This window comes from Psychromonas sp. KJ10-10, from assembly GCF_047323245.1.
In the GTDB taxonomy this organism is placed as follows: domain Bacteria; phylum Pseudomonadota; class Gammaproteobacteria; order Enterobacterales; family Psychromonadaceae; genus Psychromonas.
On sequence record NZ_CP178826.1, the window covers coordinates 2,010,353 to 2,037,307 of the forward strand.

The 26,955-nt window shown below is 36.2% G+C and carries 25 protein-coding genes and 6 pseudogenes; 18 read left to right on the plus strand and 13 right to left on the minus strand.

Annotated elements, in window-relative coordinates:
* The first annotated feature begins 7 nt into the window (after window positions 1–7).
* From ACLKMH_RS11565 to ACLKMH_RS11580, 4 genes are read left to right on the plus strand one after another with little or no spacing between them, the layout of a single operon-like run.
* The gene (locus ACLKMH_RS11565) at window positions 8–520 is read left to right on the plus strand and encodes a hypothetical protein (protein WP_413702072.1); all 513 of its coding nucleotides are present in this window, start codon (window positions 8–10) and stop codon (window positions 518–520) included.
* Window positions 521–570: 50 nt separating this feature from the next.
* Window positions 571–2,268 carry an SbcC/MukB-like Walker B domain-containing protein gene (locus ACLKMH_RS11570; protein ID WP_413702073.1) on the plus strand — a complete coding sequence of 566 codons (1,698 nt, stop codon included), beginning with the start codon at window positions 571–573 and terminating at the stop codon, window positions 2,266–2,268.
* A 2-nt stretch (window positions 2,269–2,270) separates the two neighbouring features.
* On the plus strand, window positions 2,271–2,528 hold the full coding sequence (locus ACLKMH_RS11575) for a DeoR family transcriptional regulator (protein WP_413702074.1): 258 nt from the start codon (window positions 2,271–2,273) through the stop codon (window positions 2,526–2,528).
* Entirely contained in the window at window positions 2,509–3,033 is a 525-nt protein-coding gene (locus ACLKMH_RS11580; protein WP_413702075.1) for a DeoR/GlpR family DNA-binding transcription regulator, read from the plus strand. Before ACLKMH_RS11575 ends, ACLKMH_RS11580 begins: the two co-directional genes overlap by 20 nt.
* Window positions 3,034–3,130: 97 nt before the next feature.
* Here the strand turns inward: ACLKMH_RS11580 and ychF are convergent.
* The 10 genes and pseudogenes from ychF to mtnN all read right to left on the minus strand — a co-directional run bounded on the left by ychF (window position 3,131) and on the right by mtnN (window position 13,025).
* Window positions 3,131–4,223, minus strand: a pseudogene (gene ychF, locus ACLKMH_RS11585) (redox-regulated ATPase YchF).
* A gap of 78 nt (window positions 4,224–4,301) precedes the next feature.
* Window positions 4,302–4,892 (minus strand): aminoacyl-tRNA hydrolase, encoded by a 591-nt coding sequence (pth, locus tag ACLKMH_RS11590; protein WP_413702076.1) that lies wholly within the window; start codon window positions 4,890–4,892, stop codon window positions 4,302–4,304.
* Window positions 4,893–4,894: 2 nt separating this feature from the next.
* Window positions 4,895–5,520, minus strand: a pseudogene (locus ACLKMH_RS11595) (50S ribosomal protein L25/general stress protein Ctc).
* Window positions 5,521–5,750: 230 nt separating this feature from the next.
* Window positions 5,751–6,698 (minus strand): annotated as a pseudogene (locus ACLKMH_RS11600) (ribose-phosphate pyrophosphokinase).
* A gap of 89 nt (window positions 6,699–6,787) precedes the next feature.
* Window positions 6,788–7,641, minus strand: a pseudogene (gene ispE, locus ACLKMH_RS11605) (4-(cytidine 5'-diphospho)-2-C-methyl-D-erythritol kinase).
* A 21-nt stretch (window positions 7,642–7,662) separates the two neighbouring features.
* On the minus strand, window positions 7,663–8,322 hold the full coding sequence (gene lolB, locus ACLKMH_RS11610) for a lipoprotein insertase outer membrane protein LolB (protein ID WP_413702077.1): 660 nt from the start codon (window positions 8,320–8,322) through the stop codon (window positions 7,663–7,665).
* 65 nt (window positions 8,323–8,387) lie between these two features.
* Window positions 8,388–9,359 carry an HD-GYP domain-containing protein gene (locus tag ACLKMH_RS11615; protein WP_413702078.1) on the minus strand — a complete coding sequence of 324 codons (972 nt, stop codon included), beginning with the start codon at window positions 9,357–9,359 and terminating at the stop codon, window positions 8,388–8,390.
* Window positions 9,360–9,566: 207 nt separating this feature from the next.
* Window positions 9,567–11,243 carry a DNA repair protein RecN gene (recN, locus tag ACLKMH_RS11620; protein ID WP_413702079.1) on the minus strand — a complete coding sequence of 559 codons (1,677 nt, stop codon included), beginning with the start codon at window positions 11,241–11,243 and terminating at the stop codon, window positions 9,567–9,569.
* Between the two features lie 106 nt (window positions 11,244–11,349).
* Window positions 11,350–12,324, minus strand: a complete 975-nt coding sequence (locus tag ACLKMH_RS11625) for a cobalamin biosynthesis protein (protein WP_413702080.1) — start codon at window positions 12,322–12,324, stop codon at window positions 11,350–11,352.
* Window positions 12,325–13,025 (minus strand): annotated as a pseudogene (gene mtnN / locus ACLKMH_RS11630) (5'-methylthioadenosine/S-adenosylhomocysteine nucleosidase).
* A gap of 149 nt (window positions 13,026–13,174) precedes the next feature.
* Here mtnN and tyrS (ACLKMH_RS11635) point away from each other — a divergent pair.
* From tyrS (ACLKMH_RS11635) to ACLKMH_RS11655, 5 genes are all read left to right on the plus strand, one after another.
* Window positions 13,175–13,534 carry a tyrosine--tRNA ligase gene (gene tyrS / locus ACLKMH_RS11635; protein ID WP_413702081.1) on the plus strand — a complete coding sequence of 120 codons (360 nt, stop codon included), beginning with the start codon at window positions 13,175–13,177 and terminating at the stop codon, window positions 13,532–13,534.
* On the plus strand, window positions 13,524–14,447 hold the full coding sequence (tyrS, locus tag ACLKMH_RS11640) for a tyrosine--tRNA ligase (RefSeq protein ID WP_413702082.1): 924 nt from the start codon (window positions 13,524–13,526) through the stop codon (window positions 14,445–14,447). The genes tyrS (ACLKMH_RS11635) and tyrS (ACLKMH_RS11640) overlap by 11 nt, the downstream gene beginning before the upstream one ends.
* 1 nt (window position 14,448) lies before the next feature.
* Complete coding sequence (locus tag ACLKMH_RS11645) at window positions 14,449–15,120, plus strand: hypothetical protein (protein ID WP_413702083.1); 672 nt, start codon at window positions 14,449–14,451, stop codon at window positions 15,118–15,120.
* A 493-nt stretch (window positions 15,121–15,613) separates the two neighbouring features.
* The gene (locus ACLKMH_RS11650; protein ID WP_413702084.1) at window positions 15,614–16,258 is read left to right on the plus strand and encodes a hypothetical protein; all 645 of its coding nucleotides are present in this window, start codon (window positions 15,614–15,616) and stop codon (window positions 16,256–16,258) included.
* 228 nt (window positions 16,259–16,486) lie between these two features.
* Window positions 16,487–17,941, plus strand: a complete 1,455-nt coding sequence (locus ACLKMH_RS11655) for a diguanylate cyclase (protein WP_413702085.1) — start codon at window positions 16,487–16,489, stop codon at window positions 17,939–17,941.
* 84 nt (window positions 17,942–18,025) lie between these two features.
* On the opposite strand, the pseudogene folE2 reads toward ACLKMH_RS11655, so the two are convergent.
* Window positions 18,026–18,948 (minus strand): annotated as a pseudogene (gene folE2 / locus ACLKMH_RS11660) (GTP cyclohydrolase FolE2).
* Window positions 18,949–19,208: 260 nt separating this feature from the next.
* Here folE2 and ACLKMH_RS11665 point away from each other — a divergent pair.
* The 5 genes from ACLKMH_RS11665 to sppA all read left to right on the plus strand — a co-directional run bounded on the left by ACLKMH_RS11665 (window position 19,209) and on the right by sppA (window position 22,551).
* Window positions 19,209–19,778 carry a PAS domain S-box protein gene (locus ACLKMH_RS11665; protein ID WP_413702086.1) on the plus strand — a complete coding sequence of 190 codons (570 nt, stop codon included), beginning with the start codon at window positions 19,209–19,211 and terminating at the stop codon, window positions 19,776–19,778.
* A complete protein-coding gene (locus ACLKMH_RS11670) occupies window positions 19,732–20,445 on the plus strand; it encodes a histidine kinase dimerization/phospho-acceptor domain-containing protein (protein ID WP_413702087.1) in 714 nt (237 codons plus the stop codon). The genes ACLKMH_RS11665 and ACLKMH_RS11670 overlap by 47 nt, the downstream gene beginning before the upstream one ends.
* Entirely contained in the window at window positions 20,381–21,145 is a 765-nt protein-coding gene (locus ACLKMH_RS11675) for a response regulator (RefSeq protein WP_413702088.1), read from the plus strand. The genes ACLKMH_RS11670 and ACLKMH_RS11675 overlap by 65 nt, the downstream gene beginning before the upstream one ends.
* Window positions 21,146–21,271: 126 nt before the next feature.
* Window positions 21,272–21,466: a hypothetical protein gene (locus ACLKMH_RS11680; protein ID WP_413702089.1), complete on the plus strand. Its 195-nt coding sequence runs from the start codon at window positions 21,272–21,274 to the stop codon at window positions 21,464–21,466.
* A 227-nt stretch (window positions 21,467–21,693) separates the two neighbouring features.
* On the plus strand, window positions 21,694–22,551 hold the full coding sequence (gene sppA / locus ACLKMH_RS11685) for a signal peptide peptidase SppA (protein ID WP_413702090.1): 858 nt from the start codon (window positions 21,694–21,696) through the stop codon (window positions 22,549–22,551).
* Between the two features lie 47 nt (window positions 22,552–22,598).
* Here the strand turns inward: sppA and ACLKMH_RS11690 are convergent, their stop codons facing one another.
* Both ACLKMH_RS11690 and ACLKMH_RS11695 read right to left on the minus strand, forming a co-directional pair.
* Window positions 22,599–22,970: an outer membrane beta-barrel protein gene (locus tag ACLKMH_RS11690; RefSeq protein ID WP_413702091.1), complete on the minus strand. Its 372-nt coding sequence runs from the start codon at window positions 22,968–22,970 to the stop codon at window positions 22,599–22,601.
* Between the two features lie 4 nt (window positions 22,971–22,974).
* Window positions 22,975–23,958 (minus strand): Gfo/Idh/MocA family protein, encoded by a 984-nt coding sequence (locus ACLKMH_RS11695; protein ID WP_413702092.1) that lies wholly within the window; start codon window positions 23,956–23,958, stop codon window positions 22,975–22,977.
* On the opposite strand from ACLKMH_RS11695, the gene ACLKMH_RS11700 reads away from it, so the two are divergent.
* From ACLKMH_RS11700 to ACLKMH_RS11715, 4 genes are read left to right on the plus strand one after another with little or no spacing between them, the layout of a single operon-like run.
* On the plus strand, window positions 23,957–24,259 hold the full coding sequence (locus ACLKMH_RS11700; protein ID WP_413702093.1) for a Tex-like N-terminal domain-containing protein: 303 nt from the start codon (window positions 23,957–23,959) through the stop codon (window positions 24,257–24,259). The two genes, ACLKMH_RS11695 and ACLKMH_RS11700, sit on opposite strands and share 2 nt — an antisense overlap.
* Window positions 24,210–25,184, plus strand: coding sequence for a hypothetical protein (locus ACLKMH_RS11705; protein ID WP_413702094.1), 975 nt, complete (start codon window positions 24,210–24,212; stop codon window positions 25,182–25,184). The genes ACLKMH_RS11700 and ACLKMH_RS11705 overlap by 50 nt, the downstream gene beginning before the upstream one ends.
* On the plus strand, window positions 25,138–26,238 hold the full coding sequence (locus ACLKMH_RS11710) for a helix-hairpin-helix domain-containing protein (RefSeq protein WP_413702095.1): 1,101 nt from the start codon (window positions 25,138–25,140) through the stop codon (window positions 26,236–26,238). The genes ACLKMH_RS11705 and ACLKMH_RS11710 overlap by 47 nt, the downstream gene beginning before the upstream one ends.
* On the plus strand, window positions 26,231–26,941 hold the full coding sequence (locus ACLKMH_RS11715; protein ID WP_413702096.1) for a tRNA (adenine(22)-N(1))-methyltransferase: 711 nt from the start codon (window positions 26,231–26,233) through the stop codon (window positions 26,939–26,941). Before ACLKMH_RS11710 ends, ACLKMH_RS11715 begins: the two co-directional genes overlap by 8 nt.
* The last annotated feature ends 14 nt before the right edge of the window (window positions 26,942–26,955 follow it).

Genomic DNA, 26,955 nt, shown 5'->3' on the forward strand with positions numbered 1-26,955 from the left:
ACAAAGAATGCAACAGTTTCAGGCTTTATTGCAAGAGAGCGAGCATGAGATAGAAGATTTTTCCATGCAAAAGGAAAGTATTGCTTCCTGCTTAGAAACAGATGTTGAAGATCAAATAAGTCGCATGCATGAGCATAAAGATGCTTTGTTTGCATTAATACAATTAGCGAAATCTCTAAATCAATCTCATGCAACCTTGCGTGTTAATGAAGCAGAGCTATCTGACAAAAAACATCAACTACAGCAACAGCGTGAAAATTTAATTGAGCTTAAAAATCAGGGCAAGCAATTATTAACTGAAGAGACTGATTTAAAAACGTTAATCAAACAGGATAGTCTATTACGCAGTGTGCAGGATTTACAGTTACAATTAGAAGAGGATAAACCATGTCCTTTATGCGGTTCATTATCGCACCCAGCCATTAATGACAGACCTAAGCTTGATATTGAAAGTACCGAGCAACGTTTAAATGCTAAAAGTGAAGCGTTAGAAAAAAGCGTAGTGAATACGAAAAATTAAACTGGGATAATAAAGCCTTATCTGAGTGTATTGATCAACTAGAAAAAAGTTTGCCAATTTTAAAAAATACAATTGAGGCGGATCATCAAAGCTGGTCAAAAAATAGCTATGCTCAATTTAAACAATACGAATATTCAGAGAATAGTTTGATCTTGTTAACTGAACAAGAAACACTATTAAAAGCTGAAATTATCGAGTTGACTGGAAAAGTAAAACAACTCAGAGAGATCGACAAAAAAATTCAACCACTAATACAAAAACAAACAAACTTGAATAAACAATTAAATGACTGCCGAGAAACCTTTAACAGTTATAGTAATGAGTTAAAACTATATATTAACCAGAGTCAGCAACTTACAGAACAATCATCGCAATTGACTACTCAAATTGCACAAATAAAAAACAAAGTCAGTGATTCACTATCTAACTATCCAGCTATTGAGCAGGTATTTAGTTCACCTGAAACTTGGTTAAAAACACAAAAAGATAATATAGAGCAACTCAGTCAATTACAGCTTGAGCAACAGAAATTAAATCGTTTAATGACAGAGGTTGAGCAACAGGTTCAACTGAAATCTCAATCTTTAAATCATGCACAAAGCCTATTTGAAGAAGCTGAAAAACAGCTTCATCAGGTGATTGTTGAAAAAAATGCATTACAAGAAAAGCGTATTCAGCAGTTTTCTACAAAAAACAGTGAGCAATTACAATTAGAATATGATCAACAATTACAGGCTTTAGAAAAACAGGTTGAAGACGCTAATAAAAGCGTTGTTTCTATTCAACTTGAAATAAAAGGCAATCAAGGAGCATTAGATACGTTAAAGGAAGCGCAATTGCGAATTAATGAAGATTTAGAAAATGCTTCTATTATCTTTTCTGAGCAATTAGCAAAAAATAATTTTGTGAATAAAGCTCATTTTGAGAAAGCTTATAGAAGTGAGGAAGAGATTATTGTTTTACAGACTCAAGCTACAACACTTAAAGAAGCGCTATTAACTAAACAAACGCAATTTGATAGCTTATTGAAGCAACAAGCTGAGCATCAAAGTAAACAAACATCAGAATTAGATAAAGCACAGTTAAAGGAACAGCTTATCAATTTACAACAAGCTGAAACTGAACTTAATGGCTCACTTATTACAAATAAGTCTGCCTTAGAAAGCGATAAACTTAATCAGATGAAGCAACAGGATTTAATTTTAAAAACACAACACTTTAAAGAAACAGCAGAGCAATGGGAGTTACTCAATAAATTAGTCGGACAAGCAGATGGAAGTAAATTTAGAAAATTTGCACAGGGATTAACACTGGATAATTTAATTTATTTAGCAAATCGAGAAATGGCCAATTTAGATCAACGTTACCAACTTAAACGAAATGTAGAAGAAGAGCTGGCTTTGCAGGTGATTGACTGTTGGCAAGCGAATAGTGTTCGTGATGTTAAAACACTTTCCGGAGGCGAGAGTTTTCTGGTTAGTTTAGGATTAGCCTTAGCATTATCTAATTTAGTCAGCCACAAGACACAGATAGAATCACTGTTTCTAGATGAAGGTTTTGGCACATTAGATGAAAACACTTTAGCAATGGCATTGGACGCATTAGAACGACTAAATGCAACAGGTAAATTGATTGGTATTATTTCCCATGTTGAAGCCTTAAAAGAACGTATTAATCATCAAATCCATGTACATAAAAAAGCGGGTGCGGGTTATAGTGTACTCGACGAACAATATAAGAAAGGTTAAACATGTTACAGCAGGAAAGACATAATAGAATTTTAGACCTACTTAGCCAGCAAGGCCGTGTCTACGCAACGGAATTGAGCCAAGCCTTTTCTGTTTCTGAAGATACTATTAGACGTGATTTAAAACAGCTTGATGAAGACAAATTATTACGCAGGGTTCACGGTGGCGCATTACCTTTACAACAGGAATATGAAGCTTATCGCGAACGACAAGATGAAGTTGATCCGCTTAAAAAGCGAATTGCATTATGCTGCAATTAAATTTATACAGCCTGATCAAACCATTCTAATTGACTCAGGTACTACATGTTTACAATTAGCCATGAACTTGCCTACGCATTTTAATTTTACTGTTGTAACACCCAGCCCGCTGGTGGCTAGTAAATTAATGTATCACGATAATATTGAATTGATTTTGTTAGGTGGAAAAGTTTTAAAGTCTGCTGTGATGGCATTAGGAGCAACAACTAATGCCATGCTTCGTAAAATTCACTTTGATAGTTGTTTTTTAGGGGTTTGTGCTTTGCACCCTAATAAAGGTTTAAGCATTAATCAACTTGATGAAGCGGAAACACTATCAACAATGATAGATCAATCTGAACAGGTAATCGTTCTAGGTTCATCTTTAAAACTCGGTAAAATGGGCACCTATAAGGTCTGTGATAGTAATAAATTAAATTGGTTAGTGACAGATTCTCAGTCAGAAGAGAAGATATTACAATTATTAAAAGCGAAGGGTGTTCAGATAGAAATTTGTGTAGATTAGTTTTTGTTAGAATACATCTACCAGAAACATTTATTAGAAAAATACATATAAAAAAAGCAACCTAGGTTGCTTTTTTTGTTTTGGTTTAAAAAAACTATTAAACGTTAAAACGGAAATGAATAACATCGCCATCTTGGGTAATATATTTTTTACCTTCCAAACGCCATTTACCGGCTTCTTTTGCACCAGCTTCACCTTCAAATTCAATGAAATCATCATATCCGATAATTTCAGCTCGAATAAATCCACGTTCAAAGTCAGTGTGAATAACTCCAGGTCGCTTGAGGCGCGGTTGCACCAATTTTTACTGTCCATGCACGAACTTCTTTTACGCCAGCGGTAAAGTATGTTTGTAAATGCAAAAGCTGATAACCATTGTATATAACACGATTTAAACCAGGCTCTTCTTGGCCTATTGCTTCTAAGAAGTCTGCTTTGTCTTCTTCATCAAGCTCAGAAATTTCTGACTCAATTGAAGCACAAACAGGCACTACAACCGCATTTTCTTTTTCAGCAATACCACGTACTACATCGAGATATTCATTATCTTCGAAACCATCTTCTGCAACATTTGCAATGTACATAGTCGGTTTACCCGTTAAGAAGTTTAAATAAGCAACGGCGACTTTTTCTTCTTTTTCTAAATCAAGGCCACGCACCATGCCATCATTTTCAAGATGTGCTTTAATTTTTTCTAATACAGGTAGTTCAAACTTAGCATCTTTATCGCCACCTTTTGCTTTTTTGGCAACACGTAAAATACTACGATCACAGCTTTCTAAATCAGCAAGAGCAAGTTCTGTATTAATGATGTAGATATCATCTTTAGGATCAATTTTACCCGATACATGAACAATGTTGTCATCTTGGAAACAACGAACAACATGGCCAATGGCATCTGTTTCACGAATATTTGCGAGGAACTTATTACCAAGACCTTCACCTTTAGATGCGCCTTCTACAAGACCGGCAATATCTACAAATTCCATTGTTGTTGGAATGACACGCTCTGGTTTGACGATATCTGCTAGTTTATCAAGACGTGGATCTGGTACAGGAACGATACCCGTATTTGGTTCAATAGTACAAAACGGGAAGTTTGCGGCTTCAATACCCGCTTTAGTGAGTGCGTTAAAGAGAGTCGACTTACCTACATTTGGTAGTCCTACGATGCCACATTTAAAACCCATTTTAGTTACCTTTTAAATCGTTATATTTTCTGATTTCTTTAAAATAAGAGTTTAATTTTTAAAGAGTCTTTATTAATATTATTGTGCTTTAAAGCTATGTAAGCGATTCATCGCTTTAGCTAACCCGTCACGTCCTAAAATAGGGGTGCAACGTGCGGCTTCATCAATACTTTGGTCAATTAAGTCTTGTTCCGCTCTAGGTGCTTTGCCTAGTACAAAACCACTGACTCTATTTTTGTCACCGGGGTGACCAATGCCAATACGTAAACGGTAGAAATTTTTATTATTACCGAGTTGGCTAATAATATCGCGCAAACCATTATGGCCACCATGTCCGCCACCTAATTTAAATTTAGCGACTCCTGGAGGAAGGTCAAGTTCATCATGTGCTACTAAAATCTCTTCAGGTTTAATGCGATAAAATTTTGCCATCGGCGCAACTGATTTACCACTGAGATTCATAAAGGTAGTAGGGACTAATAAACGCAGATCGTTACCTACAAATTGAATGCGACCTGTTAGACCATAAAATTTGGCTTCAGGTTTAAGTTGAATATTTTCTTGTAGGGCGAGTTGGTTTAAAAACCATTGACCGGCATTGTGACGTGTTTGTGCGTATTCGGGGCCTGGATTAGCCAGGCCCACAAGCAATTTAATCGTTGTTGACACGATTATTCAGCAGTTGCTTCTTCTGTCGCTTCACCTTCTTCTTCAACTTCTACAGCTTGCTTAGCAAGTGCGATTGTTGCGATTGGAAGATCATGCTCTTCGCCTTTAGAAAGCTCAACAGATGTAACACCTGCAGGAAGAACAAGGTCAGAAAGATGAACAGTTGCACCAAGTTCAACATTTTGTAAGTCAACTTCAACAAAAGATGGTAGATCTTTTGGTAAACAAACAACTTCAACTTCGTTAGCGATGTGAGAAACAACACCACCATTCTTAACTGCTTCAGCTGTTTCTTCATTGATGAAGTGAAGTGGTACAGTTGTTTGTAGTTCATTTGTTGCACTAACACGTAAAAGATCTAAATGTTGAATCTGTTCTTTATATGCATGACGTTGAACTGCTTTAAGCAATACTTGCTCAGCAACGCCATCAATTTCAAGATCTAAAATTGAAGAGTAAAATGCTTCTACAACTTCAACTTTACGTAATTCTTTTTGTTCAAAAGTAACTGATACAGGCGCTTTGCCTTCACCGTATACGATTGCTGGTACTAAGTCTGCATGACGAAGGCGTGACTCGCACCTTTCCCTAGGTCAGTACGTGTTTTTGCTACTAATTTAATAGACATGGTGTAACTCCAATAACGAGAAATGAATATTCACTTCTCAAATTTAAATGAGATTTTATCTTGCGACTAGATAAAACCGCCTTTTAACCTCTGTGAGGCTGTATAAAAAAGGCGCGCTATAATAACGCAAGTTATATATTTGTACAAATGAAAACAAAAAAAACGCCTTTAAAAGGCGTTTTAATAAAAGATAATATTTTCAGCCTTAAATCGGCATATAAATTAGCTTATTAATAGTGGAACATCGCAGAAATAGATTCTTCATTGCTTACGCGACGAATTGCTTCAGCTAGCATGCCACTTAATGTTAGTTGCTTCACTTTGCCAGTTGCTTGAATTGCTTCTGAAAGTGGAATTGAATCCGTTACAATAAATTCGTCGATAACAGAGTTTCTGATGTTTTCGACCGCTTTACCAGAAAATACAGCGTGAGTTGCATAGGCATAAACAGATAGCGCACCACGTTCTTTCAGGGTACTGCCGCTTGACATAATGTACCACCGGTATCAATCATGTCATCAACAATAATACAATGACGACCTTCTACATCACCAATTAAATGCATAACCTGCGCAACATTTGCTTTTGGACGACGTTTGTCGATGATAGCTAAGTCTGCATCATCTAATAATTTAGCATGTGCACGAGCACGAACCAACACCACCAATATCAGGAGAAACAATCATTGGACGATCTAGTTTTTTCTCTAACATATCTTCTAATAATACAGAGCTACCAAATACGTTATCTACAGGTACATCAAAGAAACCTTGGATTTGCTCAGCATGTAGGTCGACTGTTAATACACGGTCAACACCGACATTAGATAAAAAGTCAGCTACAACTTTTGCTGTAATAGGAACACGGCTAGAGCGAACACGACGATCTTGGCGTGCATAACCAAAATATGGAATAACGGCTGTAATACGACCTGCAGAAGCACGACGCATGGCATCGATCATAACGATCAATTCCATTAAGTTATCATTGGTTGGCGCACAAGTAGATTGCATGATGAAAATATCATCGCCACGTACATTTTCATTTATTTGTACATGGATTTCTCCATCACTAAAGCGCCCAACTTCCGCACTTCCTAGCTTAATGAAAAGACGATCAGCTACTTTTTGTGCTAATTCTGGTGTCGCATTACCTGCAAATAGTTTCATATTTGGCACTTTGAGGACCTCTGTCATCCTGAGAGTTGATGTTAAAAAGCAACATGCTGATTAACATGAGTAGCTGAGGTTAGATCAGCTACAATAGTTTATTTTAGGGTCGATAAAAGCGTGTTAACAGGTGAGTTGTTTAAACCTTTGCAGGTGAAAGCAGTTAACCATGAAGGACTTTTATCTAAAACAACTTGAGCTTCCTGGGCGCTTGAAAATGTACTAAAAACACACGCGCCGGTTCCAGTCAGTCGAGTCGGTGCGTATTCTATCAACCAGTCGATAACCTTGGCAACCTTAGGATAACTATTTTTTACCGAAGGCTCGCAATCATTGGACCAATTTTGTTGCATCAGATCAGACAAAGGGCGTTTGCTGGTATCACGTATTAACATGTCATTTTGAAAAACAGCTGGCGTGGAAATATGGCAGTCGGGTGTTGCAACAAGGTAATAATTCTCGTCGGGAAGGACTTTATTTAGCTTTTCTCCGACACCTTCGGCAATAGATGCTTCACCTGCAATAAAAATAGGTAAATCAGCTCCAAGTGATAAACCTATTTGAGAAAGCTGAGCCTGTGACAAATTAAGATCCCAATGATAATTTAAGGCGATTAATGTTGTCGCCGCGTCGGATGAGCCTCCCCTAAACCACCGCCCATAGGCAAGTTCTTTTCGAGGTGGATATCTGCGCCTAAATCTGTAGCCCCGTGCTGTTTTAATAGCATAGTCGCTTTGTATATAAGGTTGTCTGTGATGGGCAAATTTTCAATATCTGGAGTAATATTGATTTTTCCTGAGGTATTAGCTTGAATGGTTAAATAATCGCATCTGTCGATAAATTGAAATAGAGTTTGTAATTCATGGTAACCATCTTCTCGTTGACGATTAATATATAAAAATAAATTGAGTTTGGCCGGAGCAGGCCAACGAATAATGTCTGTTTTGAGCATGTTACCTTCTAAATTCGATTGTCATTTGTTGTTCTGTAAAGGTATTTCCCAATTAGAAATTTTAAACTTTAAACGTAAATCACCACGTGTTAATTGTAAGCTATGGGGTAAATTAATGTTTTCTATGTATCTAAAATCAGAATAAGAGATCAACCATAGGCCGGTATTTTTCTGTCCACCTAATAAACTAACTAACTGTTTGTTTTCGTCAAGCTGGTAACTTGCTCCACTAGGATTACCCTTTATCCATTGTTGTAACTCTTGAATAGGAAGTCGCATACCTGAAAGTTCTGTAATTAGCATGTCTAGATCTGATGATTGGTAGGTTTCTCCATCGATAATAACGGTGAAATCATCTGTTTTATTTATATCTAATACATTAACACCTAAGGTCGCGGTTAAAATAATATGGAAGTTATTTTTAGACTGTTGCCAATTAATATTAACTGAGTCGCGTCCTTCTGGACTAAATACACCAAGTTTCCCTGAAAAAGACCAATCATTTAATTGTTCAAGCTGGCTTATTTGCGATTCCCAGGAGATGTCTGTTGGTGCTTGTTGGGAAGGTGGAGGTGTTTGTGCACAACCCGTGACAATAAGAATAAGTAATAAAGATAAAAGCCGATATTTCATATTAAGTTTATTACCCATATCATTATAAGAGATTTGTAAGGAATTCATGATAACGCATCACAGTAAATGAAGGAATGATCATTATAATTTTCTTTATCAGAAAATTATTTCAACTAGTTAGGGTACTTATCACGAATCTTTAAAAACTCAGATAAATTATCTTTCATCAATGTCACCAGCAATGGGTCAAAGTGTATCCCTTTTTGCTCATCAAAAAGCGCTAATATTTTATCTAAAGGCCAGGCTTTCTTATACACTCTTTCGTCGCCTAGCGCATCAAAGACATCGGCAACAGCAGTAATTCTGCCATAAATATGAATATCTTCACCACTGAGGTTTTGCGGGTAACCAGAGCCATTCCATTTTTCATGATGATGATAAGCAATAATTGCCAGCGCTTTTAGTACTGGACGGGTTGAATGATTAAGTAAGTTATAACCTAATTCAGCATGTGTTTTCATCACTTCAAATTCGTCTTCTGTTAATTTTCCTGGCTTTTTGAGAATTGAATCTGGGATGCCCACTTTACCTATATCATGCATCGGAGAGGCGAGCTTAATTAATTCTGCTTCATGGCAATCTAAACCACATAGCTTTGCTAACAATTCGGAATATTCTGCAACGCGACGAACATGATCACCGGTTTCTTTAGAACGTGTTTCGCCGATTTCACCCATGGTATAAATTATCTCTTTCTGGGTATCATGTATTTCTTGGTTAAGTTTGATCACTTCACTAATATCGGAGCCGTATACCACGACACCATCGAGTTCGTTAGAACCACGAATAATAAATGAATAGGTGTCGCCATTACTTAAGTTTAATGTATGAGTATCAACTTTTTCATGTTCGATAATTTCGTCAATGGAACCTTCAATCAAATCATTAAATTGAGCTATTTCAGGAAATAACTTCTGAGCGGGAGTATTTGAGAACGTCAGTGATTTATCTGCTTTGAAAATAAAGACAGGTTGTGGATTGAGCTGCGGTAAATAATTAACATATAAGTGTTTTTTTGTCGCTTTAGTCTGGCTTTTTAAAAGATGAGTGATATAACATTTCGAGGTTAAACCGGTATAAAGCATAGATATTGCGATGGGGACTAAATAAATTCCCCCGCAAAATGAGGGCCAATGCTTAAAATTGCGGTGGCAGTAACCACACGTACATTACTATCAAATTTGCTCAGATTTATTAACATAACTTATTCTTTTTAAAAGGACACTAAAAAAGAATAAGTCAAAATTTAAATGTTGCAACCAATTAAGATAAAAATGACTTTTTTGATCAGGTTAAGCTGATACTAATAACTCTCTTGCATTGGCTAGTGTATGTTCGGTTATATTATCTCCCCTAACAAGCGAGCTAATTCTTTGAGGCGGTCCTGTTTCTGATAACTTAATCATATTGGTGTTGGTATGCTTGCCATTACTTTGCTTGGTTACAAACATTTGTTGATGTCCGTTACCAGCGACCTGTGGAAGGTGAGTAACACAGAATATTTGTGTGTTTTCACCTAAGGAGCGTAATAACTTGCCAACAACTGATGCCGTTGCGCCACTTATTCCTACATCTACTTCGTCAAATATTAGGGTTGGTGTCGCAACACGTTGGCTAATAATCACCTGCATTGCTAAGCCTATACGTGATAATTCTCCTCCCGAGGCTACTTTAGCTATATTTTGTAGCGTTTGACCTGCATTGGTTTTAACTTTGAATTCGACATTATCCAAACCTAATGGGCTTAATGCATGATTAATATTCTCTGCTATTTCAATATCAAAAACGCCATCCTGCATGTTCAATTTTTGAATGCTAGCGGTAATTTTTTTGCTAAGATCTTTAGCATGACGACAACGACTTTGGCTTAGTTTGTTGGCATGTTGATAGTAAGCCACTTCTGCTACTTCCAAATCAGCTCGTAATTGCTCTATTTGTAATTCGCTATTATTGAGTTGTTTAAATTCCTTCGATAACTTTTGATGATGATCATATAAAAACTCAGGCTGTACCTGGTGTTTTCTAGCAAGGGAGAGGGCATCACTCATTCTTGTTTCAAGCTCTTCAAACTGTTCTGGGTCAAGCTCCAAGTTTTCACTGACATGTCGTAATTCATAACAGGCATCTTCTATTTGAATCAGTGAGTCCTGTAATGTGGTAATAATATTTTCTAAGCTTTTATCATTCTCAACTTGAGATTCAAGTGCACTAACACTACTGCGTAATAAACTGAGTGCATCAATTTCATCACCTTCGCTCAGTTTATTTAATGTTATTTGGCAATTTTCTAATAACGCACCGCTATTTGCTAAGCGCTTATGTTCTGTTTCAATGTGCTCAAATTCATCCTCGCCTAAAGCAAACTCATCTAACTCTTGGATTTGATATTCAAGTAGTTGTTTACGGGCTTGTTTTTCCTGTTGGCTAAATTGCTGTTGTTTGAGTTGTTTATTTAAAAAATGCCAACCTTGGTAGGTATCTTTAACCTTTTGTAATAGTTGATGGTGGCCAGCATATTCATCGATGATTGATAATTGAATATCATTTTTTAGCAAACTTTGGTGGGCGTGTTGTCCATGAATATTAACTAATAATTGCCCCAAACTTTTAAGTTGCGATAGGGGAACTGGAGTGCCGTTGATATAAGCACGAGAACGTCCTTCTTTATTAACGGTGCGACGCAATAAACATTCGTTGTTATCATCTTCACTTTCAAGATCATTATTTAACAACCATTGTTTAGCATGTGGTGTATCAGTTAATGTAAAGCGGGCGCTAATCTCTGCTTTATCAGTACCAACCCTAACCATATTAGCCTCAGCACGAGAACCAAGACATAGACCAAGTGCATCAATTGCAATTGATTTACCTGCACCGGTTTCACCTGTGATTGCGGTCATCCCATTACTGAATTCTAATTCTAAAAATTGAACAATTGCAAAATGTTGTACGGTTAATTGATTAAGCATTTTCTCACGCCCCTTTTACTGTTTATAAATACAGTCTAATACTGTTTTTTTAAACAGTAAAGAGGCAAAGTGATTTTTATTTTAGCTGTTCTTGGATAAGACGTTGTTAGTGTTTAAATTGCATAAATTCATTTAATAGAGGAAAAAAGGTATAAGCGGTAAAACAGATCAACCAGAACCAAGCACTCATGCTTAATCGTTGTAAAGATAATATTATTTTGTCTACATCTGGTGCTTTATCATTTCCCAAAGGCGGATAAGTCATTTTTTGATCCTGGTAAAGGCGCACCCCACCTAACTCTAATTGCATGCTTATTGCAAAGGTCGATAACATTAATCCAGATGAAAAGTGATGCCAAAGTAAGCCCTGTTTAAATTTTAATGGGATATTTTTTATCGGCTTATCATATAAAGAGAAGGTTAAACTCATTAGCAGGTGAACAGGGAAAATCATCACAGTATAAAGTAGGCTAGGAATGGCGGTGATTGTTTTAAAATGCGGATTTTTCGCATTCCATTGCTGTGCACATATTTGCACGATGCGATAGAATATTGCGCCATAGATGCCGATTGCCATATACCAAAAAATAACAGCAAACCAAGAAGCCGATAGCTGTAATACCATAGACTCAATGGTCGCTTTATTAATACCCATTAATGAAAGAGGTTTAGTTTCGCGAGCTGTCAAAGTAGATAATCGAAACTTTGCTTCTGCTAATTTATTTTGTTTTATTGCATCGCTGACTTGTTGATAAACTAGTTTTTTATCGTGCCAGGAGAGCATAATAAAAAGTAGTAAAATATCAATGGTAATAGGTTGGTAAATAATATTATATAATTGGCTAATAATTAGAATTATTGGAAAATATATTAAACTAATCGATAACAAACTAGCTAGGCGTTTGTATCCATCATTACGTTCCTCTAAATTAACTTTTTTTGCTATTTGCTGAAAAATTAACTCTATCGCCGATAAAGGGTTAAGATCTTTTGGCAAGGACACAAAAAAAGAGAGTAAGGCAACACACAGTATTGAAAAATACATGCTGTGTTGCCCTATAAAGCCAATTATATCTGTCATTTAATTTATTCTATCAATAATCGCTTCCACTAAGATAGAAGCATTTTGAGGCTGCAATAGGTAAATATTGTTCAAATGAAAGCTCCGATTTTTTGCCTGCAATATCGGATAATGAACGAATAATAACAAAAGGCACTTTAAATTGGTGACAAACCTGTGCGATAGACAGCTGCTTCCATTTCACGAGGTACGCCATGGTTGGAAAGTTATTACGCGCAATCTGTGCTTTTTCTGGATCAGCCATAAAAATATCGCCAGTACAGATAAGACCTTGAATTATTTTTAGGCTTTCTAATGTTTCTGCTGCACTCTGAGCAACTTCGATTAATTGTTTGTCTGCTTCAAAGGCTGGAGGGAGTTGAGCCATTTGCCCAATTTCATAACCAAAAGCGGTTAAATCAACGTCATGAAAACGTACCTCAGTAGAGATAACAATATCACCTACATTTAAATTTGTATCGTAACCGCCAGCTGAACCTGTATTAATGATAGTATCAGGTTGAAAACGTTCTAATAATAAAGTTGTGGCCATAGCTCGCCGCTACTTTACCAATCCCAGATTTAGTTAAAATAACTTCTTTGCCATTTAATTTACCTTGGTAAAACTCACAACCAGCAATAATGGTTGTTTGTATATCTTCTAATTTTTCTTTTAGGATGCTGACTTCTTCATCCATTGCACCGATAATGCCTATTTTCATTGCCTGACTCTCTGTAATTTCATCATTAAAGCTTAATGTTAGCACAAACGAGCGAACTTCTTCACTGAATGGTTTTTTTGTTTCAATTAACTGTGTAAAATCCTTGGCTAATTATAAAACCATAAAATGATTAGGGAACACACACAGCTATGAATGCTTTACTTGAAGATTTAAAAGCGCGCGACCTTGTTGCACAAACAACTGCCGATGAAGAGTTACATGAACATTTATCAAGTGGTTGCCAAACGCTTTATTGTGGATTTGATCCAACAGCAGATAGTTTACATATTGGTAGTTTAGTGCCATTGCTTACTTTGAAGCGTTTTCAAGAAGCAGGGCATAAACCGCTTGCTTTAGTAGGTGGTGCAACAGGATTAATTGGTGATCCAAGTTTTAAAGTCGCTGAACGTAAACTTAATACCGATGACGTTGTCGAAAATTGGGTGACTAAAATTAAAAAACAAGTCAGCGCGTTCATTGAGTTTGGAGAGCATGAAAATGCGAGCTGAAGTTGTTAATAACCTTGATTGGATCGGCAAGATGGACGCCATTTCATTTTTAAGAGATGTTGGTAAGCACTTTAGTGTAAATGCAATGATTCAAAAAGAATCAGTTAAACAACGTATTGACCGAGAAGGCGCAGGAATTTCTTTTACTGAATTTAGTTATATGTTGCTTCAATCTTATGATTTTGCGGCACTAAATAAAATGAATGGTTGTTCTTTACAAATTGGTGGCTCAGATCAATGGGGCAATATCACTGGTGGTATAGACCTTACTCGTCGTATGAATCAAGAGAAAGTATTTGGTTTAACACTTCCATTAGTGACAAAAGCAGATGGCACTAAATTTGGTAAAACAGAATCCGGTACGATTTGGTTGGATGCGACTAAGACTTCTCCATATGCTTTCTTTCAGTTCTGGATCACCACATTAGATGCAGATGTGTATAAATTTTTACGTTACTTTACTTTCTTGTCTATTGCTCAAATTGAAGAGATTGAAGCAAAGGATAAAGAAATTCAAGGTCGTCCTCTTGGACAGGGAATTCTAGCGAAAGAAGTGACACGTTTAGTGCATGGTGAAGAAGGTTTAGCTTCCGCAGAACGTATTACAGAAGCGCTATTCTCTGGTGATTTAAGTACTTTAAGTGAGTCTGATCTTGCACAGCTAGCTCAAGACGGATTACCTTCAACAGAGGTAGAAGAATCTAGTAAAAGTTTGGTGGAATTATTAACTAGCTGTGAATTGGCTAAATCAAACAAAATGGCTCGTGAATTTGTTAAAAACGGTGCAGTAAGCATCAATGGTGAAAAAGCCACTGATAGTGAAATGCAACTTGAGAAGTCAGAGGCTCTATTTGCAAAATACACTGTGATTAAGCGTGGTAAAAGACTCTTTAATTTATTTATTTGGAAATAACATGTTGATAAAAAAGCTAACTAAAATCGCTTCCATAGCAACCTTTACATTATTTGCTAGTGTGAATGTTAATGCACAGGATGTGGATCAGGATACTTGGGTTGACCTTAGTGATCCAAATGCGATTTATTCTGGCGTTAACATCGCAGGGGGTACCGAAGGTATTGATGTCTCTGCTAAATATGGTGGTTATTTAAATGGTCAATATAAGCATCAGTTTATTGTAGAAGCGATGAATGATCTTGAGTATTACAATATTGATTATAAAGTGCTAAACGCGAGTAGTCTTTCAGGTTTCGCGGTTGAAACGAGCTGGGATAGAGACTTTTGGGGTATGCAAGACGTAAATGATTCATCATTTGCTGTCTTTGCGCAAGTGCCTGTTATTGAGGGGCAATTAAATGTACATCCTAAAGTTAATTTAGGCGTGTTATGGGGAGATGATGTTGAATCAACTACCTACCTTAAATTTGATGCAACAACGCGTTATAAATTTAATAGCATGTTTTGGGCTGGTGTAACACCGACCTACACTTATGCAACTGAAGGCCATGATATTAATGAATGGCAGGGCACTTTAGAAGCTGGCGTTCAACTTTCTTCTGCTTTTTCAATGGTCGCACATGTTAATGATGACGAAGAATTTTGGGCGGATGTTTTATTCATATTCTAAATAACTTCTACAGGGGGTAATGAAATCGCATCTTAATATTATTTAAAGTTATTTAGAGTCAATGCATGAAAAATTTTAATAATACGGTGTTGTATGTCCTTGCTTAACCCGAGCAAAAGTTGATTAACCCCTGAATTATTTTAAAAAATCAAAAGGTCATTTAATTATGACCTTTTTGATTTTTAAATAACAAAAAGTGTGGAAAGTGTCACAAGTAATGTCTATTATAAAATTACCTTTCATAAAGCAGTAAGCTAGAATTAAAGACTCGCGCTAATATTTTGGAATATTTTTATAATGTTTAAACGTTTTTCACCGTTTTTTTATGTATATTTTTTCCGTAAACGCCTTTGCTGTTTTAAATGAATCGACTAAACCTGATAATATTACTGTTTATTTACAACAGAACCTACCTTATTCTGGTTTCGATTCTAAAGATAAAGCTTTAGGTATATACGCGGATTATTGGCTTGCCTGGTCATTGAGCACTGGCGTGCCGGTAAAGCTAGTTGCCTATGAAGAACAAGATTTAAATACACTTTTATCTGCAAATACTTCTGCAATCTTTAGTGGATTATCATCTCAAGTTGAGGATGAAAATTTATTAAAAACCCCCTTAATTTCGATTTATACTGATTTTTTCTATTTACCTAACAATAATAATTTAATAAACCAATTCTTAGAGAGAGAAGAAAGCGCTATTACTGTTGGTGGTTTGTTTCCCAAAGCTCAACAATTGCCTATTTTGAGTAGTAAGCCAAATGTATCTTACAAAACATATCCTGGTTTACTGGAGTTATTAATAGATTTATTTAACGATAAACTTGATGCTGTAGTATTTTTTGACAGCCAAAATGAAGATAGCATTTTAACAAAGCTGTTGAGTCTCTACTTAAAGCGTACCTCAATCCAAGCTGAACAGAATCAAATTTTTGCTTATTTGAGTACAGAGCGTAGCGTTATATCTGATTGGATCCAATGGGGAAATCAATCTGCACAGTTAGATATAGAGGTGCGAGAAGCTTTAATTAACCATCATAACCCTTGGTGGGGAACTTCCCTGATTATAGGGCGCAATATAGCTTTGGTATTTGTAGCTATATTTATTTTGTTAATCTTTAAACGTTTCGAGGCGTAAAAAAGATTATCAGTTTAAAGATGTACTTGATTCCTCGCCCTATCCTTTAGCCATCTTGTCATTAGATGGTAGTACTATTTTTTACCTTAATGATGAAGTGAAAGCACTTTTCCCTTTTAAAAGAAGAAAAACCAATACCTATTCGAAGATCAGGAAAATCAACTTTTATTATCAGGCTTTATCAACAAAGCAAGCCATCAAACCGTTATAGAAAATGGCATTGTTCGTTTGATTGTAGATGATACTTTCCATGATATTGAAATAATCGCTAAACGTACTCATTATAAACGACAAACTGCTTGGTTATGTCATTTGAAGGATGTTACGGCCTTATTACGTGCAGAGCGAAAATTAAAAGAAGAGCGTGAGTTATTACGTAAAGTGTTGGATTCTATTCCTGAGCAAATTTCTTTCAAATCCGTTAAAGGTTCAATTATTGGTTGTAATACTGCTTGGGCTAAGGCCAACAATACTAGCGTGGGTTATGCAACAGGGCGTAGTGTTACGGATATGATGACAGCTAGCGCACTTAAGAAACAGAAGCAACAAGAAGTCGCAGTTTGGATTGGTGAAACCTATAATACCCAAGAGTGGATACAGCAAAACAAGTCTAGTCATTTAAGTTTAATTAATGTTACTAAAGTACCGCTTTATAATGATAAAGGCACTATTTTTGCTATTTTATCCATTGATAGCGATATCACAGACTTGCATAATTTAACGGCACAATTAAAAGATGAAAACCTACAACGAAAAGAGACTGAAAAAGCCCTTTCTAAACAGAGTGTTCTATTAAGTACAGTATTTGTCGCCAGTTATGACCCAATAGGTTTATTAGATGATGAAGGGCGAATAATTGGTGCTAATACATCCTTTGCTAAGCTAATGAATTCTAGTACGGATGATATTGTCGGAAAATTACAAAGTGAAGTACTTTCAGCTGATAGACAAGACTGGGCAGATCGACAAAATAAAGAAATACTCCAGTCGGGTGAACCTATTACCTTTGAAGAGGTATTGTTTAATGGGAATAGTCGTACTTGGTATGAAGTACACAAAGCCCCATTTTATGATCAAGAAAGTAACTCTCGAGGCATTGTTATTATGGCGCGAGATATTACCGCTCATAAATTAACAGAAGAGAAGCTGAGTTCGGAAGCCTCTGATTTTGAACAGAAAATGCTTAATGATCAATTAACTAATATTGCCAATCGACGATCCTTTGATGAACGTTTTGAACAACTTTGGAAGGAATCGGTATTCGAGCGCGAGATGCTGTCGATTGTAATGTGTGATATTGATTACTTTAAACCTTATAACGATAATTATGGCCATCAAATGGGGGATGAAGCATTAAAAATAATTGCCAATACATTACAAAGAGTTACCCTTGAAATAGGTGGCTTTGTTGCTCGTTATGGTGGTGAAGAGTTCGTGATAATCATTAAAGGCGGTAATGCCACTAAAGTATATCGAGCAGTTGAAAAAGTACATGCGACTATACATGAAACAAAAGTAGAGCACTTATATTCCGAGGTCAGTAAATACATAACCATGAGTATGGGGCTTTCAAGTATTTTCCCAAGTGATTTAAATACCATGAATATGTTAGTGGCAGAGGCTGATGTTGCTTTATACGATGCAAAAATTTCTGGTCGTGATCAAATTAGCGTGCATGAATAGGTTTAAGAATAGATTATTAGTGAAAAAAAGGGCTTTTAACAGCCCTTATTTTTATTATAACTTACCAAGAATTATTAAAAACTATTAGGCTTGATAGCCGTTTTTAATGCCTTTAGTGGTAATTGATACTGCATCATGGGCATGTAAGCTTTCATAATGGTTTACACGAAGCCAAAAGTCATCAAATTTATTTTGTTGGTTCAATGCATATTGTAGCTGTCTGGTCGCATCTTCACAGAACATCAAATTTTGCCCATTTAAGCGTGCAAACTCCTGCTCATCTTCACGTTTAACCGTCGCTTGCACAGGCGTTTTTAAGGTGTTTTCAATGATGTCGATTAATTCAATTACTGGAAATGAAGCGTTACTTTTATTTAATTTAACTTTTACATTAGCAACAGTCGCGTTGGCTATGTGGTGTCGCGACAATTCCTTGTGTTGAGCCTAACCACTCTAAGATTTCTTCTTTTTCAATTTTATCCTGCGATGCATATTGTTCAGCAAAAGTATTTTGAATCAATTGTCGAGCAAGTGCTTGCGAACCACGGGCAGGTTGAAGAATAAGGAACGCTAACATTGAGCTCTACAATACACTCATTGTCTTTAAAATGCCCTGTAAGTACAACAGGGTAAGCTTTCCAGCCTCGTTTTTCACTGATCAGTGATTTACGACGAAGGTGATAGTCAAATGAAAGCTTTATAAATGCTTCTTGACTGAGGTCACTGTGACTCTCAATAAAACCTTCTAATAAGGTTATTAAAGTTTGTAGTGTCAACTCTGATTCAGTTGATAGTTGATCTAGTTGCAGGTACAAACGAGACATATGAATGCCTTTAGCTTTCGCATCACCTAGATTGACGAACAACTCTGCACTGACGCTAACTTGTTGTGGCGCACAGTCATCAGTTTGTACCATCAAAGGTAGTTCAATATTGCTCATCCCAACCCGATCAAGTTTACCTTCAGTTTGAGCTTGCGCACTATTTGCTATATCTGGCATTGCCATAAGGAAAAGCTCCCTTAGAACGATATTAAAATTAGTAAATTTAGGCGGAGCATTATAAACGTGTTCGCACTAATTAAAAACCTTAAATGAAAAGGATTATCACTGATTGCCTAAAGTGCTTGTTTATTGAACATAAATTAGTGCAATAAATAAATAATTAACGATTAATTAGAAAAAAGGGTAATAACTTGAATAAATAAAGGGCAATATTACTTACAATTGTAATTCCTTCTTTTACTAAGCGTAGGGCTGAGAGTGATATGGGTATATTTATTTTAAAAACTTGGGTGCATTATTATGTTGCACTGTTAAGACGCTTAGGTGCATTTCGTTTTAGTCTTCTTTTAGCATTGGCGATTATCCTTGGTGATACTACTTTGCAAATGGGACTAGCAGTGTATTTTAATGAGCCACTTGATATCCACGATGTATCACGCTCATTTATTCTCAGCTTAGTGATAACACCTTGGGCGGTGTACTTTTTAACCGTTGTTGTGGGTGACTTAGAAGAAGCTAGGCAACGCTTAGGTAATACAGTTTCCCGTTTGCGCGAGTTACTTGCAAAGGATCAGCAAAAAACCCGTGAGCTAGAATTAGAAATTGTAGAGCGTCAGAAAAGCCAAAAATTATTAGAAGAACATACTATTTTATTGCACTCTTTTTTAGAAACCTCTCCTGATTTTTTCTTTCACCGTGATCTCAAAGGCGCATTTGTAAGTTGTAATAAAGCGATGGAATTGGTGACTGGGCGTAAAGAGGCTGAAATTATTGGTTTAACTCCCTTTGATATTTTTTCAGAGGAATACGCAATACAAGCGAGCACAGCGTGATAAAAGAGCGAGGGAAACAGAACAAGAACAAATTCATGAGCATTGGTTTCATTATCCTAATGGTAGTAAAGCTTACTTTGAAGTACGAACCTTGCCTTTATATAACTTAAAGCAAGAATGTGTGGGAATTATTGGTTTTGGACGTGACATCACGGATCGTAAAAAACATCAGGAATATCTAGAGAAAGCCAGTCGAGATAAAACCACTTTTATTTCAACCATTAGTCATGAATTACGAACGCCACTTAATGGTATTGTTGGTTTGAGTCGAATGTTACTTGATGAGCAACTTAGTGCCGAGCAAAGAAAGCATCTTAAAACCATTCATATGAGCGCAATAACATTAGGTAATATTTTTAATGATATTGTCGATCTCGATAAATTAGATCGTCGACGTTTAAATTTGGTTTCAAACAAAATTGATATGGTTGATTTCATTAGTGACCTAGAAAGTCTTGCATTTATTCAGGCCGAACAAAAAGGTTTAACGTTACACTTCGAACAACAGGGGGCTTTGCCCAATTACATTGAAGCGGATGATACACGTTTACGTCAAGTACTCTGGAACCTTGTTACCAATGCGGTAAAATTTACCGAACAAGGTGGCGTTATCATTCGTTGTTTTTGTGAGCGAGCAATTTACACAAAATGCACGTTTATGTTTTGAAGTACAGGACTCTGGCATAGGTATTCCTGAGGAGCAATTAGACAAGATATTTGCGATGTATTATCAAGTAAAAGGAAATCGTCATGCTACAGGCTCTGGTATCGGGCTTGCGGTTTCCAAACAAATTGTTGATGCAATGAAAGGAAATATTAAGGTTATCAGTGAAATAGATAAGGGAAGTACCTTTAAATTATGTTTACCTATCAAATATCCAGATCATAATAGTGGACAGCAACAAATATCAGCTCCTTTACCTGCATTGTCTATTTTATTAGTAGAAGACATTGCGCTTAATGTGATTGTTGCAAGGGCACTATTAGAAAAACTAGGCCATCAGGTTGATGTTGCAGAAAACGGAATGCAGGCCATAGAGAAAGTGTCCAACAATCAATATCAATTAATTTTAATGGATATTCAATTGCCAGATATGGATGGTTACCAAACGACTGCAATGTTACGTGAAAAACATCAAAACCTTCCTCCTATAGTGGCTTTAACTGCTAATTTATTCTCAGACAAAGAAAATTTTGTTAATAAGGGAATGGATGATGCGCTAGGAAAACCCCTTAAAGCGAGTTCTTTTAATCATATGGTCGCTAACTTTTTTGCAAAAGAGATACAAGTCGAGAAAAAAATACTCTTGCTGTTGAGCCTGAGAAAGAGCTTGATACGCCACTCTTTGATAAAACAATGTTACTAGAGTTACTGGAGTTTTTACCGACCTCTGTGATGTTAGATAATATTGCTTTGTTCGCTAAAATGATGCCTGATTATATGCAAATTTTAGACTCTAATATGGTTGCTAAGGAACAAAAAGGCATTGTTAGTGAAGCTCATAAAATTAAAGGTGCAGACGGGTTCAGTGGGCTTAAAACGAATTCAAGAACTTGCACAAAAAGTACAGTCCCCAGATTTACCTGCATGGTGGGATAATATTGATGATTGGGTAGAATTAATTAAATCAAACTATGAAAGTGATATTGCCGAGTTGAAAAAGTGGGTCGTTAAACAGGGCAACTAAGGCTTAATTAGCTATTTTAAAACTAATATAAGCTAATGAAATGTAATGTTTTATTAGCTTTTTTTATACTTGTATTGATATAGTAAGTGATACTTTATAACTTTAATTAAAGAGCAGGGTAAAACCATGAGTGAAAATAATAAAGTCGAAGAACCAGTGGGTAAAAGGGCTAATTAAAGAAAGTCTTGCAGAGCAAAAAAGGACTCGTCGCTGGGGGATTTTTTAAAATGCTGACTTTTACCTATTTATTGGTAACGATGATTTTAGTGTTTAAAACAACAACAGATAAAAATACAAAATCAGAGCAGTTGCACACAGCAATAGTGCGCGTCAACGGTGTTATTGTCGCCGATGAAGAAGCCAATGCAAATACCATTGTCACTGGGTTACGGGCAGCCTTTAAAAATGAAAACAGCAAAGCAGTTATGTTAGTTATCAATAGCCCCGGCGGTAGTCCTGTTCAAGCAGGATATGTTTATGATGAAATGAAACGATTACGAGCCTTGTATCCGCAAAAACCGTTATACGCTGTGATTGCTGAATTAGGGGCTTCTGGCGGTTATTATATGGCAGTTGGTGCGGAGAAAATATATGCAGATAAAGCCAGTTTAGTTGGCTCTATTGGTGTGACTGCATCAAGTTTTGGTTTTGTTGATTTAATGGAAAAAGTGGGCGTAGAGCGCCGTCATTTTACTTCTGGCGAACATAAAGCCTTTTTAGACCCCTTCTCCGATGAAAAACCTGAAGAATCTGAATTTTGGCAAGAGGTTTTAAATGTTACTCATCAACAATTTATTAAAGTAGTACAAGAGGGGCGAGGTGATCGTATTTACACCGCAGAGAAAAGTAAAAAACTATACTCTGGTTTGATTTGGAATGGAGAGCAAGCTCTGACTTTAGGGCTGATAGATGGGTTAGGAAGCCCAGGCTCCGTTGCTCGCGATATTATTGAAGCAGAAGAAATCGTTGATTATTCGGTCAAAAGCTCTGTATTAACAGAAGTAATTGAAAAGTTAGGCCTTTCTATTGGTAGTGGTTTAGCAAGTCAACTGTCTACTGAAAATACATCTTTAATGTTAAAGTAATATTTATTAACGGTAATATTCTTTAATAATCATTTTTGATAAGAATATTATCGTTCACCTTTACCAAAACGATAAATAATTGCGCTAGATAAAAGGATGTCCTGCGTTTTTTTGCTACGACTGTAATGATGTGTCCAATCGGTTTGCAGGGCCCAATTCTGGTTGATTTTATAATATATACCCAGACCTGCATTTAGTTGAAAGTCATCCGCATCATTGTCTTCATCAATGATCATTTCACTTAAACCTGCAGTGATAAATGGGCGTAAATCTGCGCTACTATTAAAATAGTATTGGCTGGAAATGCCATAATTCTCATAAATAATGCTATTGCTATTATTTGTATTATCTAAGGTCGCGCGACTATAATTAATTAAGCTTATAGGTGCAAAGTTACAGTAAAATAGGATCCCATTCAAAGAGTTAATTATCCTCTGGGAATTTCACTCCTGTTAAACGCCTAATTTCTGTAATAACAGTAGCCGTTATTTTTGCTCTTTCTACTGTGGCTTCATCCATTTTGTTCGCTTTGATTTGTTTCGCAAAAAATTGAGACTCATAAAACATACTATTGTCGACTTGTGCGACACTTAAATCTATTTTTTCACTCTCTATTACTCTTGGTATTAAATGTACCTTCTCACATAAGGAAACGCGCTCAATCTGTAAAACACCATCTTCGCCTTGTATCTCATTATTAAGATGTGAGTCACTAATTTTTGAATGATCAATGGTGACAGAAAAACCATCATAACTCAGTAGCGCACTGCCACAGCCGTCCACACCTGAATCGAGTAGTTGAGCACTCGCTTGTATCTTATTAGGTTTACCAAATAATGCCACCGTAAAAGCAACACAATAAAAACCAATATCCATGATAGATCCGTTGGAAAATTGTGGGTTAAAGGTATTAGGGTTTTTCCCATCTAAATAAGCTTGGTAGCGAGAGGAATACTGACAATAATGAATATTGGCCTTACGGATTGCTCCCAACTTAGGTAAATTATCTTTAATAACCTGGAAATTAGGTAAATGCGCTGTCATATATGCTTCAAATAAAATGACATTATTATCACGCGCGGTTTGGAAAAGTAACTCGACTTGTTTAGCATTAGATGCCAAGGATTTTTCACAAATGACATGTTTGCCAGCTTTAAGCATCTGCAATGATTGTTGAAAATGTAGCGAGTTTGGACTTGCGATATAAACGGCCTGGATATTTTTATCTTGTTCGACTGCTTTTAAATCATCGTAACAAGTTGATACCGAAAATTTATCTGCAAAAACTTGTGCGCTTTGCAAAGTGCGAGAGTAAACTGCGCACAATGAAAGTTCATTTTCAATGCGAGTTGCATGTACAAATTTTTCGGTTATCCAATTACTACCTATGACAGCAAATTTGATCATGTCTCATCCTTTATTGATGACTGTTGTTGAAAACTTAATTAAAACCAATGCTAAGAATAAGAACAAAAACATGAATAAGCCAGCACTAAGTAAAGAATTAAATAAACAGTTAAATAAAAGCATCACACAACTACTTTCTCAAGAGTTAACTATTTCAGTACAACAAGTAGAGGCTTTTATTAGCCTTTATGATGAAGGTAATACCGTTCCTTTTATTGCTCGTTATCGTAAAGAAAAAACTAAAGGGCTTGATGATAACCAACTACGAACCACTAGAAACACGTTTAAATTATCTTCGTGAATTAGACACTCGTAAAACGGCAATTTTAAAGTTGTTATCAGATTCAGGGAAATTAAACGTTTCCTTAACTGAAAAAATAAACCAGTGCATCAGTAAAACAGACCTAGAGCAATTGTATTTACCCTTTAAAAGCAAACGCGTGACAAAAGCACAGCTAGCAATTAATGCCGGTATTGAACCGCTTGCAGATAAGTTATGGTTTCAGCCAGAAAGCGATCAAACTAAGTTAGGTAAGCAGTATATTTGTACTGATTTTAATACTGTTGATGACGTATTAGCGGGTGCGGTGAATATCATCATTGAGCGTTTAGGCATTGATGTCTCTTTGCAGAGTAAACTTAAAAAACACCTTGTGAATAATGCCAGCTTTAAAGTAACAGTTGTAAAAGGAAAAGAGCAACAAGCAATCAAATTTAAAGATTATTTTGATTACAATGAAGCTGTAAAACGTATTCAACCTCATCGTTTACTCGCCATATTACGAGGCAAGAGTGAAGGTTTTTTACGCTTAAAACTCGATGCAGACCCTAAACAAGATAAAAGTATTAAAACCTCCTATTGTGAAATATTGATTGCCTCTCATTTAGGGTTTTCATTAAAGGGATTAAGTGACAATAATTGGCGTGTGCAGGTGATTAAAAAAGCCTGGAAATCTAAGTTGTCAGGGCAATTAGAAACACAAATCATTACTGAATTAAAAGAAAAAGCCTATGACAATGCCATTGATCTTTTTGCCACTAATTTAAAAGATCTGTTAATGAGCGCGCCAGCAGGGCGAAAAGTAGTGTTAGGACTAGATCCTGGATTTAAAAGTGGCTGTAAAATAGCAGTGATAGATCAAACTGGTAAATACCTGTGTAGTGAAACGATCTATCCACATGCGCCCCAAAATCAATGGGATGCGGCAGAAACAAAGTGTTGTTAAGTTACTTAAACAGCATCAGGTTGATCTTATTGCTATTGGTAATGGCACGGCATCACGTGAGAGTGACCAGTTTATTTCTGAGTGTTTGCAAAGTAGTGAGCAATTTAAGCACATAAAACAACTTATTGTGAGTGAAGCGGGGGCCTCTGTTTATTCTGCCTCCGAATTAGCCAGTCACGAATTTCCTGATTTAGATGTTTCTATCCGAGGGGCAATTTCTATTGCTAGGCGTTTACAGGATCCGCTTGCTGAACTGGTGAAAATAGATGCTAAAGCAATTGGTGTCGGACTTTATCAGCATGATGTCAATCAGACCCAATTAACTAACCGTTTACAGGCAGTGGTTGAAGATTGTGTAAATGCTGTTGGTGTTGACCTAAATAGCGCATCTGTTTCATTATTAACCTTTATTGCAGGATTAAACAGCACCATTGCACAAAATATTGTTGATTATCGAGAGCAACATGGGCTGTTTACTTCTCGTACTAGTCTTAAAAAAGTGCCTCGGTTAGGTAATAAAGCTTTTGAACAAAGTGCAGGTTTTTTGCGAATTAGTGAAGCCAACAACCCATTGGACAATAGCGCGGTGCATCCAGAAAGTTATTACCTAGTGAATAATATGGCAAAACAATTAAATGTTTCATTAAAGCGTTTATTAACTGATGTTAAATTACTTGATCAAGTAGACAACAATAAACTGATAGATGAGCAGTTTGGTTTGTTATCAATCCAGGATATTAAACAAGAACTGATTAAACCTAATCGAGATCCGCGTCCTGAGTTTAAAACTGTCAGTTATGCAAAAGACATTAATAAAATCTCTGATTTAGAAACGGGATTAACATTACAAGGTGTTATTTCAAATGTGACTAACTTTGGTGCTTTTGTTGATATTGGTGTTCATCAAGATGGTTTAGTGCATATTTCTCATCTTGCGGATAAATTTGTTTCTGATCCTACTGCGATTGTGAAAACAGGGCAGATAGTCACGGTAAAAGTACTTGAAGTTGATTTACAGAGAAAACGTATTGCTTTGAGTATGCGCAGTGAATAATTCTAGTATTAAAAATAATAAGGTAAAATTAGGCAAACGTCTGCAAAGTATCGAAAAAATGGTGGATGGCGAATATGATCACATCTGGGATTGTTGTTGTGACCATGGTTTATTAGGCTTTCAATTACTTGAGAATAATAAAGCAAAGCATCTGCATTTTGTGGATGTGGTTGCACCATTAATGCATGAAATTGAAAATAAATTGCAACGTTTTTATCAAGGTGAAAGCAAATGGTCAGTGCACTGTTTAGATGTTGCTAAGTTACCTTTAGCTCAATATCAGAATGATAAACATTTAATTATTATTGCTGGAGTTGGTGGTGAATTATTGACCCACTTTTTATCCGCTTTATTACCAGCGACATCAAAAATGAATGTACAATTCCTTTTGTCACCTGTTCATCATAATTATCAATTACGTGCATTTCTGCAACAACACAAATGCCATTTATTGGATGAAAAAATAGTCGCAGAAAATAAACGTTTTTATGAGCTAATATATATTGAATCACCAATTTTAAAACTAACGTCTACAAATCACTCTGTCTCGCTGGTGGGTGATAAAATGTGGGATTTTGAAAACCCAATGCATCAAACTTATTTACAGCAAACCATTGAGCATTATCAACGCATGAGTAAAAATCCTGATGTGGGTGTATCTAATATTATTAAAGCCTATCAAGATCTTTTACCTTCTGTATAATCGCAGGCTTTTTA